The 16,021-nt window shown below is 35.4% G+C and carries 20 protein-coding genes, 1 pseudogene and 1 riboswitch; of the genes and pseudogenes, 15 read left to right on the forward strand and 6 right to left on the reverse strand.

Going from position 1 to position 16,021, the window contains the following annotated elements:
- Positions 1-21: 21 nt before the first annotated feature.
- The 4 genes from ORL93_RS00965 to ORL93_RS00980 all read left to right on the forward strand — a co-directional run bounded on the left by ORL93_RS00965 (position 22) and on the right by ORL93_RS00980 (position 4,154).
- The gene (locus tag ORL93_RS00965; protein WP_098124934.1) at positions 22-900 is read left to right on the forward strand and encodes an energy-coupling factor transporter transmembrane component T; all 879 of its coding nucleotides are present in this window, start codon (positions 22-24) and stop codon (positions 898-900) included.
- Complete coding sequence (locus tag ORL93_RS00970) at positions 873-2,534, forward strand: ABC transporter ATP-binding protein (protein ID WP_176519489.1); 1,662 nt, start codon at positions 873-875, stop codon at positions 2,532-2,534. The genes ORL93_RS00965 and ORL93_RS00970 overlap by 28 nt, the downstream gene beginning before the upstream one ends.
- Entirely contained in the window at positions 2,507-3,229 is a 723-nt protein-coding gene (locus ORL93_RS00975; protein ID WP_018766309.1) for an ECF transporter S component, read from the forward strand. The genes ORL93_RS00970 and ORL93_RS00975 overlap by 28 nt, the downstream gene beginning before the upstream one ends.
- A 214-nt stretch (positions 3,230-3,443) precedes the next feature.
- Complete coding sequence (locus ORL93_RS00980) at positions 3,444-4,154, forward strand: YwiC-like family protein (protein ID WP_265958454.1); 711 nt, start codon at positions 3,444-3,446, stop codon at positions 4,152-4,154.
- 46 nt (positions 4,155-4,200) lie between these two features.
- On the opposite strand, the gene ORL93_RS00985 is transcribed toward ORL93_RS00980, so the two are convergent.
- Positions 4,201-4,392: a hypothetical protein gene (locus ORL93_RS00985; RefSeq protein ID WP_006095316.1), complete on the reverse strand. Its 192-nt coding sequence runs from the start codon at positions 4,390-4,392 to the stop codon at positions 4,201-4,203.
- A gap of 334 nt (positions 4,393-4,726) precedes the next feature.
- A riboswitch (SAM riboswitch) is annotated at positions 4,727-4,825 on the forward strand.
- Positions 4,826-4,927: 102 nt separating this feature from the next.
- Here ORL93_RS00985 and ORL93_RS00990 point away from each other — a divergent pair.
- The 3 genes from ORL93_RS00990 (at position 4,928) to ORL93_RS01000 (ending at position 6,406) form a co-directional block, all read left to right on the forward strand.
- On the forward strand, positions 4,928-5,188 hold the full coding sequence (locus tag ORL93_RS00990) for a hypothetical protein (RefSeq protein ID WP_003202914.1): 261 nt from the start codon (positions 4,928-4,930) through the stop codon (positions 5,186-5,188).
- Between the two features lie 283 nt (positions 5,189-5,471).
- Positions 5,472-6,047 (forward strand): NAD(P)H-dependent oxidoreductase, encoded by a 576-nt coding sequence (locus tag ORL93_RS00995; protein ID WP_265958455.1) that lies wholly within the window; start codon positions 5,472-5,474, stop codon positions 6,045-6,047.
- A complete protein-coding gene (locus ORL93_RS01000) occupies positions 6,044-6,406 on the forward strand; it encodes a hypothetical protein (protein WP_018766312.1) in 363 nt (120 codons plus the stop codon). The genes ORL93_RS00995 and ORL93_RS01000 overlap by 4 nt, the downstream gene beginning before the upstream one ends.
- 209 nt (positions 6,407-6,615) lie before the next feature.
- Here the strand turns inward: ORL93_RS01000 and ORL93_RS01005 are convergent.
- From ORL93_RS01005 to ORL93_RS01020, 4 genes and pseudogenes are all read right to left on the reverse strand, one after another.
- A pseudogene (locus ORL93_RS01005) lies at positions 6,616-6,907 on the reverse strand (TIGR00366 family protein); the annotation flags it as partial.
- A 37-nt stretch (positions 6,908-6,944) separates the two neighbouring features.
- A complete protein-coding gene (locus tag ORL93_RS01010; RefSeq protein ID WP_265958456.1) occupies positions 6,945-8,207 on the reverse strand; it encodes a serine hydrolase domain-containing protein in 1,263 nt (420 codons plus the stop codon).
- 100 nt (positions 8,208-8,307) lie between these two features.
- Entirely contained in the window at positions 8,308-9,507 is a 1,200-nt protein-coding gene (locus ORL93_RS01015; protein WP_265958457.1) for an MFS transporter, read from the reverse strand.
- Between the two features lie 14 nt (positions 9,508-9,521).
- A complete protein-coding gene (locus ORL93_RS01020; RefSeq protein ID WP_003202902.1) occupies positions 9,522-9,941 on the reverse strand; it encodes a MarR family winged helix-turn-helix transcriptional regulator in 420 nt (139 codons plus the stop codon).
- Positions 9,942-10,115: 174 nt separating this feature from the next.
- Here ORL93_RS01020 and phaZ point away from each other — a divergent pair, with 174 nt between their 5' ends.
- The 4 genes from phaZ to ORL93_RS01040 all read left to right on the forward strand — a co-directional run bounded on the left by phaZ (position 10,116) and on the right by ORL93_RS01040 (position 12,995).
- Entirely contained in the window at positions 10,116-11,030 is a 915-nt protein-coding gene (phaZ, locus tag ORL93_RS01025) for an intracellular short-chain-length polyhydroxyalkanoate depolymerase (protein ID WP_265958458.1), read from the forward strand.
- Between the two features lie 63 nt (positions 11,031-11,093).
- A complete protein-coding gene (locus ORL93_RS01030; RefSeq protein WP_050774409.1) occupies positions 11,094-11,348 on the forward strand; it encodes a hypothetical protein in 255 nt (84 codons plus the stop codon).
- A 266-nt stretch (positions 11,349-11,614) separates the two neighbouring features.
- Entirely contained in the window at positions 11,615-12,811 is a 1,197-nt protein-coding gene (locus ORL93_RS01035) for an MFS transporter (RefSeq protein WP_018781751.1), read from the forward strand.
- On the forward strand, positions 12,795-12,995 hold the full coding sequence (locus tag ORL93_RS01040; RefSeq protein ID WP_018766317.1) for an NETI motif-containing protein: 201 nt from the start codon (positions 12,795-12,797) through the stop codon (positions 12,993-12,995). The genes ORL93_RS01035 and ORL93_RS01040 overlap by 17 nt, the downstream gene beginning before the upstream one ends.
- Before the next feature lie 128 nt (positions 12,996-13,123).
- On the opposite strand, the gene ORL93_RS01045 is transcribed toward ORL93_RS01040, so the two are convergent.
- Complete coding sequence (locus ORL93_RS01045; RefSeq protein WP_029427251.1) at positions 13,124-13,636, reverse strand: GNAT family N-acetyltransferase; 513 nt, start codon at positions 13,634-13,636, stop codon at positions 13,124-13,126.
- A gap of 519 nt (positions 13,637-14,155) precedes the next feature.
- Here ORL93_RS01045 and ORL93_RS01050 point away from each other — a divergent pair.
- The 4 genes from ORL93_RS01050 to ORL93_RS01065 are packed head-to-tail and all read left to right on the forward strand — an operon-like array spanning position 14,156 to position 15,999.
- The gene (locus tag ORL93_RS01050) at positions 14,156-14,560 is read left to right on the forward strand and encodes a hypothetical protein (protein ID WP_018781749.1); all 405 of its coding nucleotides are present in this window, start codon (positions 14,156-14,158) and stop codon (positions 14,558-14,560) included.
- Between the two features lie 52 nt (positions 14,561-14,612).
- On the forward strand, positions 14,613-14,921 hold the full coding sequence (locus ORL93_RS01055) for a WXG100 family type VII secretion target (RefSeq protein ID WP_018766320.1): 309 nt from the start codon (positions 14,613-14,615) through the stop codon (positions 14,919-14,921).
- 17 nt (positions 14,922-14,938) lie between these two features.
- Positions 14,939-15,670 (forward strand): DUF5081 family protein, encoded by a 732-nt coding sequence (locus ORL93_RS01060; RefSeq protein ID WP_018781748.1) that lies wholly within the window; start codon positions 14,939-14,941, stop codon positions 15,668-15,670.
- Positions 15,670-15,999: a hypothetical protein gene (locus tag ORL93_RS01065; protein ID WP_006095325.1), complete on the forward strand. Its 330-nt coding sequence runs from the start codon at positions 15,670-15,672 to the stop codon at positions 15,997-15,999. Before ORL93_RS01060 ends, ORL93_RS01065 begins: the two co-directional genes overlap by 1 nt.
- Positions 16,000-16,021: the final 22 nt, after the last annotated feature.

Here is a 16,021-nt window from a genome sequence, read left to right on the forward strand (position 1 = left end):
AAAGGGCTTTAGGTAAAGGTTATGAAAATCATTTTTTCTTCTTTACATCCTTTTGTGAATTTTTTCTATTATATTGGGGTGATGATACTATGTACGATGTGTCTTCACCCTCTTTTTTTAATGGGTGCGATTATTATGATTGTACTGTTAAACATCATGCAAGGAAATGGCGAGAAAATAAGAACAATGTTACCAAGCACATTTGTTTTCTTTGTAATGGTGATTGTGTTAAATCCTTTGCTAACGCATAGGGGAGCGACTACATTGTTTCGTTTAGGGGATAATCGAATTACATTAGAAGCGTGCATGTATGGGTTAATAATGGGATTATTATTACTTACTATTATGTTCACATTTACTTCCTACAATGACATGATTTCAAGTCATAAATTTTTGTATTTATTTTCACGGATTTCACCGAAAGTGGCGCTATTGACAATGATAACAGTGCGTTTTGTTCCTTTATTCATCCGGCGTTTAAGACAAATTACACTTGTTCAAAAAACAAAAGGTGTTCAATTAGATTCAGGCTCATTCATAGGGAGAATCAAAAATGGAATGAAACTCTTGCAGGTGTTGCTTGTTTGTTCTCTAGAAGATGCATTACAAACGGCAGATTCTATGCAAGCGCGTGGATTTGGAGTGACGAAGCGTAGTACGTACATTCGATATCGAATGGAAAGGCAAGATTGGTATATACTTGCCTGTTTAGTGATTTTATTACTAAGCTGTTTTGTGTTTAATTATTGTGGTGCTGGTAAACTATTAATCTATCCAAGGGTGGAATCACTTGTATTTCAGCAATATGATGGACTATTATTCGTGTTATTTATACTGTTTATTAGTTTACCAATCATAATGGAAGGGAGGGAATGGTTATGGTGGCGCATGCAGAAATAAAAAACTTAGCATTTACGTATGCTGATGAAAAAGTACAAGCATTAACAGGCGTTTCCTTAGCGGTTTCTCAAGGTGAATTTATTGTGCTCGCTGGTGGTTCAGGATGTGGTAAGACAACACTTTTGAAACATTTTAAGAAAGAGTTACTCCCAATTGGAAAGCGCACAGGTAGTATGTATTATAATGGAACTTCTTTACTGGAGATGCCAGACTTATTGTCAGCACAAGAAGTGGGAATGGTGTTTCAAAATCCAGAAAATCAACTTGTTATGGATACGGTAATTCAAGAATTGGCATTTTCTCTTGAAAATGTTGGTTTAGAGACAAGTATAATTCAAAAGAGAATCGCTGAATTAATTAGTTTTTTAGGTTTTCAAGATTTGTTACACCAGTCTGTTCACACGTTATCGGGAGGACAAAAACAACTTGTTAATTTAGCGGCAGTTCTTGTTTTGCAACCTAAATTGTTACTGCTTGATGAACCGACAGCACAGCTTGATCCAATTGCAGCAAAAGATTTTTTAGGGTTATTGAAACGAATTAACGAAGAACTCGGGATTACAATTATCATGAGTGAACATCGTTTAGACGAAGTAATGCCACTAGCAACTCGAGTTGTGTTTATGAATGCTGGGGAAATTATTTATGATGGAATTCCGCAACAGGTTATATCTAAAATGTGGACAGTAGAAGAATTCCGACCGTTTATTCCTCAAATTCCAAGATTGTTTTTAGAATGGAATGTAGAGCAAATACCCTTTACGGTAAAGGGAGCACAAACACAAATTCATTCCGAGTTACCTATCGAACATGAAGTGCCAGTTATATCGCAAACAGAAAAAAAAGAAGTGATTTTACAAGTAAAACATATATCCTTTCAATATGAAAAAAATAGCCCTTTTATTTTACGGGACTTAACCTTATCAATTGAACAAGGGAAGTGGACTGCGCTTGTTGGGAAAAATGGTACTGGAAAATCAACACTTTTAACCATCTTGGCAGGATTAAACAAAACTAGAAGAGGAAAAGTACGGTGGAACGGAACGGAGATTCATAAAATTGATTCAAAGGAACGATTTAAAAGAATAGGTTTTGTATCGCAACATCCATATTATCATTTTACATTTGAGACGGTGTGGGATGAAGTTTTTGAAAGAGCAACTGAATTATATGGTGATATAGGGAAAGAAATCGCAGAAGATATGTTGAAAAGATTTTGGCTTCATTCTATTCGAGATCGTCATCCACATGATTGTAGTGGGGGAGAACAACAGTTAATCGCACTATGTACGGCTTTATTATCGAAGCCAAATTTATTATTACTAGACGAACCGACAAAAGGGCTTGATCCAGAAAAAAAAGAAAAATTAGGTGTGCTGTTTCAAGAGTTACAAAAAGAAGGAACAACAATTGTGATGGCAACACATGACATTGAATTTGCAGCTAAATATGTTGATCATTGTATGATGTTATTTGATGGGAACGTAATTATGGATGATACACCAAAGAAATTCTTTAGTGATAATTTCTTTTATACAACATCTATTAATCGCTTTATTCGCAAGCAATTACCTTATGCATTAACGTGGGAGGATGTGTACAAATCGTGTCCAAGCGATATTTTGCTCTCATAATGCTTAGTTTCATTATTGTAATAAGTACGCTTCTCTTTACTTCTTTTGTAACAGATAAATATTATATTTGGTGTAGTTTATTTTTATTATCCATTATCATGTTACCTTTTTATATACGATTTGAGAGGAAAGCATTTGTTTCACGTGAAATAGTCATTGTAGCTGTTTTAGCAGCAATAGCAGCAGTTAGTCGTGTACCGTTTTCCATTATGCCGAGTGTACAACCAACATCTTTTGTTATTATTGTATCTGCAATTGTTTTTGGAAGTGAAACAGGCTTTATGATTGGGGCAACGGCAGCACTTGTATCTAATATATTTTTAGGACAGGGGCCTTGGACACCGTGGCAAATGTTTTCTTGGGGAATGATAGGCTTTATAGCTGGTTTACTTCGAAATACATTTATAATGAGAAAGTTATGGGGGAGAGTCATCTATGGGTTCATAGCCGGCTTTGTTTTTGGCTGGATTATGAACTTGTGGGGGATACTTGGCTTTTTAGAAGGATTAACATGGAAAGACTTTATTGCATACTACGCTGCAAGTTTTTACTTTGATCTAGCTCATGCACTCTCAAATGTAATTTTTCTTGTTTTGTTTAGCTCATCGTGGATTAGAATTATTACAAGGTTTAAAAAGAAATATGGAATTTTAGATGATGATAAAGAGCTATTATCTCAAGTAAACAAAGCATAAGTACATATCATAAAGCATAAGAATATAAAGTAGGGTCGCGACTTACATATTCGTTTGCCTCTTTCATGCTTCTTACCACTGGTGAGAAGCATTTTTTCATACATATTATATTGTGAAAAATGTCAAGAAATCGATTTAATATGCTTCGATTTTTATATGAGATTTTTTATATAATAGTAAATGAGAAAAAATTCAAAGAGGAGATGCCTTATTCATGAAGCTAGTTGTTCCAAAGCAGCACGGTGCATGGGGGATGCTGTTGATTCCATTTATACTTAGTGTAATATTTGGTAAAGCTACTTTCTATCATATTCCACTCTTTATCGCTTGGTTATTTATCTATTTAGCAACATATCCATTTTTAATGTACATGAAGCAACCGCGAAAGAAAGAATTTTTACATTCAGCAATTATTTATTTTATTATTGCATGTGTCTTCGGTATACTATCTTTACTATACGAGTGGAGAATTCTTTTCCTCGCAGCTGTTATGATTCCGCTCTTTTTTGTGAATATATATTTTGCTCGTCAAAAAAGGGAACGAGCTTTAGTAAATGATATTTGTGCAATACTTGTTTTCTGCACGGGCGGTTTGATTAGTTATTATTTTTCAATGAAAACAATTGATGAAACAGCATGTTGGATTGCAGCAACTTCTTTTTTATACTTTTTAGGTAGTACATTTTATGTGAAAACAATGATACGTGAAAAGAATAACCCGACATATCGCTATGTATCATGGGGATATCACATTTTCTTAACTGTTGCATTGTTTGTAGTAAACCCATGGCTTTCTCTAGTTTTTATACCTAGTCTAGTTCGAGCAATTATATTATATGGTAAGAAAATATCTATTTTAAAAGTAGGGGTTTTAGAAATCGTTAATTCTGTATATTTTTTAATTGTCACGGCAATACTGTTTTAGTATGCCATTTGAGTTACATCCCATCTAGTAAATAGATGGGATGTATTTATTCTTGTTCCAAAATATGAACCGCATGATCACATTTTTGTAAGGCGTGCTCCACAGCCTGTAAGGATTGTTCTATACGTTCTCGATTATCACTTTTTTCGACTGTTTGTAATGCGTTTTCTAAAGATTGTTTTGCTTCATGTAAAGAATGATAAGAATCTTGAACATATCCACGTGCGTTTTTGCTCATTATATATTCCTCCTTTATCCCGCTATTTGTGGGCAGTAATACTCCTACCTCAAAATTCGGTGAAAGAAAAGAAGTTAGGTGGGAGTTAAACTGCCCGTAAAAGCTCGATTGGTCGGGCTAATAATCAGTGGGGGATGTAGAAAACCCCCACTGATTAAAGTTCCACTCTATTGCATACACTTCTAGTATGAGCGTTAGAAAAGAAAATATAACTTGTTTTAAATGTTTTATCCCTGCTATTACAGATAGTAATGGTTCAATTGATTAAAGTTTCACTTTATATGATTTGACAATTGAAATGAAAATGGCTATAGTAGGCTATAAAGTGAATATTTTCTTATCCAGAGAGGTGGAGGGACTGGCCCGATGAAACCCAGCAACCGCGATGCAGGTGCTAATTCCAGCAGAACATATTTGTTCTGGGAGATAAGACGAAGATATATACGTAACTTCTTCTTATCGAAGAGGTTTTTTTGTTGCAAAAAAACCGATTCTAAAAACAACAGAATAAGAAGAAAGGGGTTGCAATTGTACTGTGACACTTGAAAAATACGTAAAGCTGCGTAATGCAGTATATGAATATATGATGGAGCAAGATAAACCAATATCACTATTAGATATTCAAGAACATATCGTTTCGCATCATGAAGGAAAATTCACGAAAAAAATGTTACACCAATTTTATTTATCAAGGTTATTAGACGAATTGAAACTGGATGGGAAAATTACTTTAGCTGATGAAGAATACCTCTATGCTGAAAAAGGGGTATATTATAAGGCGCGAAAAGGGAGCTAGGCTCTCTTTTTTCATGCTATAATTTATCTGAAAATTAAAAGGAGTATGTAGAGTAAAAGACTGCAGAAGCAGCCTGATACAAGGGAATGGTGTTGAGTGTGTAGTGTCAAAAGTTGAATATGCCCTGAAAGAGGCATTTCATTCGGCTAAAAACGAAAAGAGACACCTTCGCCGAGTAGGTGTCAGTTGTTGTGTCATGTAGGCTTGCTACTTGACATGTATTAGAATATCATGCAAACCAGGCGGAGTCAAAAGGGAATTTAAGGAAAGGTGTTGTTTGGAGATGAATGTACTAATCATATATGCACATCCCAATCCATCTAGTTTCAATGCAGCTATATTAGAACATGTACAAAAAGGACTGCAAAAAACAAATCATTTTGTTACATTGCTTGACCTATATAAAGAACAATTTAACCCAGTACTTATTTTTAATGAAGATAAGAGAAGACGTGATTTAGTATATGAAGGAGAGACAGAAAAATACAGAAGATTGATCAAAGAGACAGATTTTTTTATTTTTATTTATCCAATATGGTGGTGGGGAATGCCAGCTATTTTGAAAGGGTTTATTGATCGCGTTTTTGTTACAGGATTTGCTTATAAATATGAAGGGGCGTTACCAAAAGGATTACTCATAGGAAAAAAAGCATGGGTTATTAATACTTTAGATTCGCCGTTATGGTACGTGGCACTCTTATATCGCTCTGCTGATTGGGTGATTATGAAAAAGGGGATTTTACGATTTTGTGGTATACGCCAAATAAAACGTTCAGTCTTTCAATCTGTAAAAACAAGTAAAGCGATAAAACGGGAAAAGTGGCTGCTAGAAATACAAGAAAATGCTAAAAAATTATGAGTGAAATAGAAAACATAATGAGATGCTGTAATCGTACTGATGAATTGTTCCGTACATATATTGCTTGTTTGCTTCAATTGAAACACCATAGCGAGATGTTTCAAAAAGTGTATCAAGAACTAAGAGTTGATTATTTAGTAAGGGGAATTTGTGAACGGGAAGTCGATGGGGTTATTAAAGAAAGTAAGGAGTATAAGATGTATGACTTACCCAAAGCATTACGGTGGGATCTTTTACGAGCAAACCCTTCGAGTATAGAAAATGTATGTACAGAATTATTTGGGTATGGGAGTTTAAATTTCACTACTAGGGAATGGGAAAATGTGATTATATGTATTGAAAATGAACAATCACAATAATAGTTATTATGTAAAAAAGCTAGTATAAAACTAAGTCATATCGTTTTCAAATCAGCGAGGGGAAAGAGTTACTTTTTCGTTTTTATTGAGATTGTGTAGAAATAATAAAGTTATTTCATTTTTCTTCTAAGAACACTCCCCTTCTGGCAAACGATATATAGGAAATTTTTTAGTTGTTTCGTAATTGTTTTATTTAGTATCATTTTGATTTAAATAAAAAGAAAGCATAAACTGATGATTACCCCTGCATATAGTAAATTAACAACACAAAACCCTATAATATCGCGCACCTAAACCGACAATGGCTAATACAGGTAATGCCCAGAAAGGCTGTATTAAGTTCGTCCAAGCATCGCTCTAAGCGATTGCCATCACAGTTTTCGCGGTAGGTACACCAAGTTCTGTGCCAGCTGGGATCATTTTAGGGACTTGAACGACTCATTGTCCGCCTCTAGATGGAACAAAAACATTTACAATTCTCGAGCTTAAAAATGTGAGTAATTGAATGTTTTGATGAATCATAAATAAAGAAAAGCTTTCACTCTTGTGAAAGCTTTTCTAAGTGTTTTGCAATTTGTATATACATATTGGAGTAAGTAGAATGGACATCACTGCTCGGACTAGCATTTGATGAAAAGTGTACAATCACCATATTTGCTTTTGGATCGATATAGAGGCATTGTCCGTAACTTCCTAACACTTCAAAAGCGCCCTGTTCGTTATGAGGAATCCACCATTGATTATGATAAGAAATAGGTGCACCTGGCCCGATTGGTAATTCTCCTTCTTGTACGATCTTTACACTTTCCGAAATAGAGGAAGGGAGAACTTGCACGTCATGATAGCGACCGTTATGTAAAATCAATTGTCCAAATCTGGCTATATCTCTTGCAGTGGCGTTTAAACCGGCGCTTGCCTGTTCAACTCCTGTTTCATCCGTAACATAATACGCATTTTCTTCCATACCTATTTTGGACCAAATTCGTTCACTTACATTTTCGGCTAATGATTTGCAGGTCACTGTCCGTATAATCCAGCCGAGTGTTTCAGATGAGCCGTTATTATATGAAAATGCAGTTCCAGGTGATGCTGTTTCTTTTGCTTCTCGTAACATATCATAAATTTTCATTGGGCCATCATAGTTTTTAGCACGAGGAAGAATATTACTAGCTAAATATAACTGTGCATCTTGATTTTCTAATCCCGGTTGTATATACCCATGTGTCGGGTATTCAGCAGAAACCTGCATGTCCATTAATTGTTGAATTGTTGCTTTCCCGAAAGGTGTATTTCGTAATTCTTTGACATATGTTTCAGCGGTCTTGTGTACATTGATGAGTCCTTCTTCGGTTAATGATTGTACAAGTGCACCAGTAAATACTTTTGCTAAAGAGGCCATTCCATGCGGCCCATTTTGTTTATATCCATTGAAATAATGCTCGTAAACAAGTTTTCCGTTATGTACAACGACAAATGCATCTGTTTTATTCTCATCTAATAGTTTTTTTAAAGGAATATTGCCTCCATTTTCCTTTTTAACAGAAAAATCATCTAAGTTTTGTAATGCAGTAGGGAATGGGGATACTTGCATAGGATTATTTTTCACTTCGCTCGTTAACGCTAATTCTTTCATATGTGTGTATGACCAACGTAAGTAGGGATCTTGTAACCAATTTTCTTTTGTCACGTTCTCTTTAGAAGGAGAGACTTTGTTTTGTTTGAAAAATGCAAATCCAAGCCCAGTTACTATAAATAGTAGTGTAAGTATGAGCAATAAAAGGGGAGATTTTTTAAAGTTCATCTATGTACCTCCTTGTTATTTCTACAGTAAGTATACGCTCGTTTTCTTAGAAATACAAAATAAGGAAAGTAAACAGAGGAGTTTACTTTCCTTATTAACATTAAGCTGATAATTTTCTGTCTGTATGTTGCTTTTTGAACTTTTGTTTTCTGCCATGTAGACCATAATAAATAAGTAATGTGAATGCAACGATAATGGCAGCAATGAAATACATATTATGATAACTTGATTTTGCAGCGATGATACCTAATATGAAAGAACCGAAACCAATACCGCTATCAAAGAATGAGAAATAAGTGGCTGTTGCTGAGCCGCGTCGATGGTTTGGAGCCGCGGAAATAGCAATGGTTTGGAAACTTGGAATTAATGTTCCGTAGCCTAAACCAATTAATACACCTGCACCAAGGAACCAAAATGACGTTTGTGCATGGCTTAAGATGAACATTCCAATTGTAAAAATAATAATCGAAGGATAAACAAGTATATTTTCACCGAAACGATCAAATATTTTCCCTGTGAATGGACGAGAAAGTACAACAACGAGTGCGTACACAATAAAGAAGTAACTTGCAACTTCTCCTAAACCAATTTCTTTTGCATAAATAGGAATAAAAGATAAAATGCCACTATAAGAAAATGCTAAAACAAAGCCGGTTAGTGCAATTGGAACTGAAGAAGGTTCAATTAAATCTTTCCATTTCATTCGTTCACGTTTTTGTTTACTTACTGGCTTTTCATGTGGAATATTTACAAGTAAACCTAATAGAAATGCTAGTAATGAAAATACAGAACAAACGATAAATAGAATAGTGAATGAAAAGTGCGAAATAATCGTTAAACCTAAAAAAGGACCGATTACCATCGGCAGACTCATAAATACACCAAAATAGGCAAGTGCTTCACCGCGGCGATGCGGTGGTGCGACATCTGTGACAATTGTACCTGTTGCTGTAGTCGCCATTCCAAATCCAATACCATGAAGGAAGCGCAGGGTAAGTAATAAAAATAAACTTTGTGCACCGAAATACATCACGGTAGCAGCTAAAAATAACGAAAGTGAAATAAATAATATTTTCTTTCTCCCTAAATCGTCAAGCCACTTTCCGGTAAATGGGCGGCATAGGACAGAAGAAATAAGGAATACTGTTGCGACTAAACCAATTTCTTCTGGTTTTCCTTTCAATCCGTCTATTACATAGACGGGCAGGGTGGTCATAAGCATGTAAAACGTTAAAAAGAGAAACAGACTACTAAAACAAGTTCCAAGGAAGTCCTTCGTCCAAAGTCTCTCACTTTGCATCGTCATCCCTCCAATTAATCATCTAAATTTTTAATAATAGCTTCTAGTACTTGAAATGCTCGCTGCAAGTCTTCTTCATTAATATCCTGCAACGTTTTTTCTTCAAAAGTATCAACTTCTTCTTGCCATACTGGAATCATTTCTAATGCTGTTTCTGATAAGGAAATGAGCTTTTCACGGCGATCTTTCCCCTCAGTTCGAATGATCCATCCCATCGTTTCCATACGTGTTAATGTACGAGTCATCGTTGGAGATTCAACGTTTAAGTATTGACATAGCTCAGTTTGTGTACAAGGCCCCGTTTGATTGATTCGGAAAATAACAGCCCATTGTGCACTAAATAAACCTGTTGGTGACACACGTTCATTAAATTTCTTAGTAAACTTTCGAGAAGTTTGACTGACAATGTGAAAAAAATGTTGTTTTTCGTCCATGTATTTAATCCTTTCAAATTAGTTACCTAGCTAACTATATACCTCTTTACCATAATTGTCTAGCAATAGATATGTTGTTTTATGTAAAAATTTTGTATAGTTTTCGTATTGAGAACATACATTCTATATGGTATTCTGAAAATAAGTTTACAATTTTCTTTCTATTATAGTTGGATGGGGGAATGTGTGATGATTAAGCCTGCAACAATGGAATTTGTTTCGTTATCAAATGGAGAAACAATCGCATACCAAGAAGTTGGAAGGCGAAATAAAGAAATACTTATACTCATTCACGGGAATATGACATCTTCACAGCATTGGGATTTAGTCATTGAGAAATTACAAGATGAATATCATATTTATGCCATTGATTTAAGAGGCTTTGGGAAATCAACATACAATAAGCCAATAGATTCATTGCAAGATTTTGCAGATGATGTAAAGTTATTTATAGACGAGCTACAATTGAAGAAGTTTTCACTGATGGGCTGGTCAATGGGTGGTGGCGTCGCAATGGAGTTTACGGCTTGCCATACGGAGCTTGTAGAGAAACTTATTTTGGTAGAATCAGTCGGAATGAAAGGATATCCAATCTTTAAAAAGGATATTAATGGTCAGCCTATCGTATCCACGTTATTAAAAACAAAAGAAGAAATTGCGCAAGATCCTGTTCAAATTGCTCCTGTACTAGATGCCATTAAAAATATGAACAAGCTTTATTATCGAACGGTTTGGGACTTACTCATTTATACACATAACAAACCAGATCCAGAGCGCTATGAAAAATATTTAGATGATATGTTAACGCAGCGTAATTTTGTTGATGTAAACTATGCTTTAATTACATTTAATATTTCAGATGAACATAATGGAGTCGTTCCTGGAAATGGATATATCCACCGTCTGCAAGTTCCAACTCTTGTCGTACAAGGAAATCGCGATTACGTTATACCGCAAGTGGTAGGAGAAGAATTAGCAAAACATCTCCCGGATGCTGAGCTAGTCATATTAGAGGATTGTGGGCATTCGCCGTTTGTTGACTGTTTAGATGAATTTACGCAGCATGTTACAAATTGGTTAGAGAAATAGTACATTCCCAAAGACCCCAATGTTACATATACTATAATATTTGTATCTAAAGGGGAATTTGCAATGAATGTTTTTACAGAAAGAATACATGAACCTTCTCTTATATTTCACTCACCATATAGTAGTCATGCATATACAAAAGTATTTGTCCATCCTATGTATATACAAGTTTATGAGCAACCTTTTGCTCCACAATCGCAAGTACAGCTTATACCAAGTGTTGCTATGTATAATTTCTTTTATGGTCCTATCTTATATGGAAGTCCGTTTTTTAAACATTTTAATCATATTGTAAAAGCACAAATTTGGGATGGCTAAGAAGTTAGAAGAGTAATCTTTTAACTTCTTTTTTATGTTGATATTCACACAATCATTCTTGAAAAAAGTTTATCCCGCTATTTGCGGGCAGTAAGACCCCCACCTCAAAATTCAGCAAGAGCAAAGAAGTTAGGTGGGGGACGGGCTGTCCGTAAAAATCCGATTGATGAGGGCTAATAATCAGTGGGGATGAAAAAAACCCCCCACTGATTAAAGTTTCACTTTATAATGAAAATTGGTGAGCTTGAAAAGGGAGAGGGAACAGGATGTCAATACGATTTACATTTTGGATTATGGTGGGGATTGTTGCGATTTCTGGATTATCGCAAGGGATGCTTCTACCAGCTATCGCAATGATTTTTGAACAAGAAGGAATTCGTTCCAGTATTAATGGAATCCATGCAACTGCGTTATATATTGGAATATTATTTATTTCGCCATGGCTTGAAAAACCGATGCAACGGTTTGGAATGAAGCCAATTATCGTAATCGGTGGATTTCTCGTTATCATTTCATTATTCTTTTTTACACAAACATTTTCATTCTGGATATGGTTTTTACTTCGCTTTCTAGTAGGAATAGGGGATCATATGTTACATGTTGGAACGCAAACGTGGATTACAACGACATCTGATCCAAGTAAAATTGGAAGACAAGTATCTATATATGGAGTGTTTTTTGGTATCGGTTTTGCAGTAGGACCATACTTAGCGAGTACTGTTCAATATGGACTTGCAACTCCATTTATTGTATCGACGATTCTTTGCTTAATAGGGTGGTTGCTATTACTTCCAACTAAAAATGCTTTTCCAGCTCAAGATGAAACAGGGAAAGAAAATGAATCATCGCTTTCTCGTTATAAGCAAGTATTTGTACTTGCGTGGATTGCACTTATGGGACCTTTGGCATACGGTGCGTTAGAAGCAATGCTGAATAGTAATTTGCCAGTATATGCACTTCGAAAAGGTTGGTCTGTTTCTGATGTATCCTTCTTATTACCCGCATTTGCAATCGGGGGAATTATTACACAAATTCCACTTGGTATATTAAGTGATAAATATGGAAGAGATCGCATTTTAACGTGGACATTCAGCATCAGTACAGTAGTTTTCTTACTTGCTGCGGTGTTTGACGGGTATTATTGGATTGTATTTGGGTGCATGCTCTTAGCTGGAATGGTAATCGGTTCATGTTTCTCATTAGGACTTGGCTTTATGACGGATTTATTACCAAGACACTTACTGCCAGCAGGGAATATATTATCCGGAATTGCCTTTAGTATAGGAAGTATTATGGGACCTGTATTAGGAGGCGTATTTATAGAAAAAATACAGTATACAAGCTTTTTTATAGCAGTTATGATAATAATGGCAATTATTGCACTTCTATATATCACATATATGAAAAGTCAATTCGCATCAAGAAAAATAGAAAGTAGGTTAGGGCATGACAAAACAACCTAATAAGAAAAAATTTGAAGTACAAGAGAACGAAAGCATTACAGATTGTTTAGCACGTATGGAACGTGAAGGATATGCACCTTCGCGCCGCATGGAAGAGCCGATCTTTCATGAAGTGAAGAAAGATGGACAAACAGTTGTAGAACCGTGCGGAAGAAAAATTGTTTTTGAAGGAAAGTTGAAATAAGGAGAGGTTCTTTGTACTGAACCTCAAAAGTTAGACTTTAATCGGAGTGATTCCTCACTCCGATTTTTCTTTTCGTTTTAATCCAGTTTCGATACGATTTCAAGTATGACTCTTGGGGGTTTATGGAATCATAGTTTGATCCAGTAACGCTGAACAATTTCGCCAGTATTCTGGGAAATTACTTCATCTTCTAAGATACCTCCAACTTTTTGAATGGTTTTGGCAGAGGCGATATTTGCTTTGTCACAAGTTATCAACACTTTCTCCAATCCTAATTTTTTCGCTTCAAATAAGGAAAGCTGAAGTTGCCCAGTGGCGTAACCCTTTCGACGTTCGCCCGGGTGCACGCTATAACCGATATGTCCGCTCTCCATCAGTAATTCTGGTGTTAATCGATGGCGGATATTGATGAAACCGATTAATTTCCCCTTTTCAATGCTCAAAAACTGAGTAGATGGAACTCGATTTAGTGGTAAATTTTCTCCCTTTTCTTGGATTGTGACTTTTTCAAGCCATTCGTCAAAGGAATCAAATTGTTGTAAGGAACAACTACCATGCGGTTGTTCTCTTGCATCTAGGAATGCTTGCCGATAAGCCATGATTTGTTTGCTATGCTGGTGTGTTGGTTTCACTAACTGCATTGTCATCATCTTTCTCCTATATCATTTTTTTACATTACACTGTCTTACTTACTTGCTCTAACTCATTATAGTTTATAATATTTAGAATAAATCGAACAGAGTAAGCAGGGGAGTAGTTTAATTTTCTAGCACTAAACCTTTCAGACAGTTTCATCCATTGACTAACCAGTTCAAATGAAGGAATACCGTATTTTTTCAAAAGAGTAGAATAACCATAACTCGAATTAAGAGATTCTTCAACAAGACGCATTTTTAACCTGCTATTCGCTGGCAGTAAGTATTCTACTGATGGAAGTTTCTGGGTTGTATAGCTTTATAAAATTACTTGCTATTTACAAAGTGGGCATGATGAAGTGTTCTATCTTAATAGATAGTGAAATGACTATCATTTTTTGGTAAAATATTGATATAAAAAAAGATTCATTATATATTAATAAATCAGAATATAATCGCAAGAAATTCTATACGAAATATATTGAAAAATATATTATCTTATCAAGGTAAATAAGGGGGATCATGATGTCGGGAAGTTTGGTGGATTCGTTTTTAGAGTTTTTCGGGTATACAGAAAGTAAACGGAAGCGTGATCAATATGATAAATTGCATGATTACTTAAAAAGTAAGGAAAAAGAATTAGAAAAATTGATTGAAGAGATTGAATCAGCAAAGAAAAGGTATGATGCGAAAAATGGTGGATTATCATCTGATAAAATTCCAGCTCGTGAATTTGAAGTAAAACGTCCTCAAAAGGATCAAGAATACTCCAAGACAATCAGTTATTTTCGCGAAGCCCTAGGTAATGTAAGGTCTGCTAAAAGCAGGGCATATCAAAAATGGGAGGAATATAAGGCACAAGCAATTTCAGAAGAACAAACAGCTGCAGCAGCTATAGAAGCAGAAAAAAATAGGTTAAAAAACTCTTAGAGATAGTGGAGTAGAAAATTGTATAAAGTATTGAAGGAAAAGGGGAATGGGAATGCATCGTCAAGAAATTGAGATTCATGGAAATGAAATATCGAGTGCCATTTCTTATGCAGAGCAGATTGAAAAGGGAGTAAAAGAATCACTCCAGCAAGCAAATGAACTAAAATCACATGTAACCGGTTCTCGTTGGAATGGGAAAACACGAGATGCCTTTTTATGTTATTTAGAATTGCTCATCCAGTACAATTCTGAAGTCGCAGATGCACTTGAAGGACAGACGAAGGCGCTTAAGGAGCTTGATAAGAACATTCATTCCTTTACAAATAGGGATGAAGTAGAAAATATAAAAAGATTGAAATAGAGAGGAGGATAAAACAGATGGGAAGAGAAGTGTGGAGCTTTACACCTGCTGAACTGTACACATTAGCTGGTGCAGCTGGAGTCACGTACATATTTGGCTTACAAGAGCGTGAAATTCTTGCTTTAACCGATGAAGATTGCATAACGAAAGCAACAGCGGAATTGAAAGAGAAAGGGCTTATTACAGAGAATAATGGGCTGACACCAGCGGCTTTTCAGCTGATTGAATTACTGAGGGCATATCAAGAAAGCCAAGAGTATACGCGAATTAATAATCTATTAATTGGATTTTTGCCACAAGATAAAGACAGAGTAGCTGTCTTAACAGAACGAAAACAAAATGAAGAATATGAAATTCATTACATAGCGAAGCGAGATGTCTATTTTTCATTACTAGAACGGATTCCATTTTTAATGCGAGAACCAAGAGAAATTGAAGATACCTTCTTTACAAAGAAGATGACAGAAAAAGAGCAGCAAACTTTTGAAGAAATGGATTTATCTGAAAAGGATTTACTAGCTATCGAAACAGTGTCTCGCCCGCGAAGCCGAAGAGCAGAAGATAGAGGGAAATGGGAATGCTTCTTGTACTTTACAGAGGGGGAAGACTTTATTCAAATAGAAGTAGAACGTAAGCGTTATGAATGGGCTAGTCTGTATGCGGTGAATAAGAAATTATATGATGTTTTAAAAATGCCGTATAAGAAAATAAGTGATCCACGACAATTCTCGTTAGGAGGACGAAATTAATGCAAATACCAATGGAAGATGGCGGAGCAAGTAGCAGTTCAGAAATTGTATTGAATTATGATGAGATAGAAGACATTATAAGACGTCTTCAAAGCATATATAACATTTATTCAGGTGCTATAGCGACAAATGCGAAAAATCTAGAGAAGTGTCAATTCTATCTTGAAGGAGAAGCGATGCGAGTTATAGACGTGTATCCGAAAATATTAAATAAAATATTGGAACTAGCAGACCATTATAACCGAGCGGCATCCATTGTAGAGGTTGTTCGCCAAGAAATGAAAACACAAGATGAAGAATTACATAATAAATTACAACCTCAAGAATAACTACGGCTGATACGGGAATGGG

The organism is Bacillus sp. DHT2 (genome assembly GCF_026241455.1).
GTDB lineage: Bacteria > Bacillota > Bacilli > Bacillales > Bacillaceae_G > Bacillus_A > Bacillus_A pseudomycoides.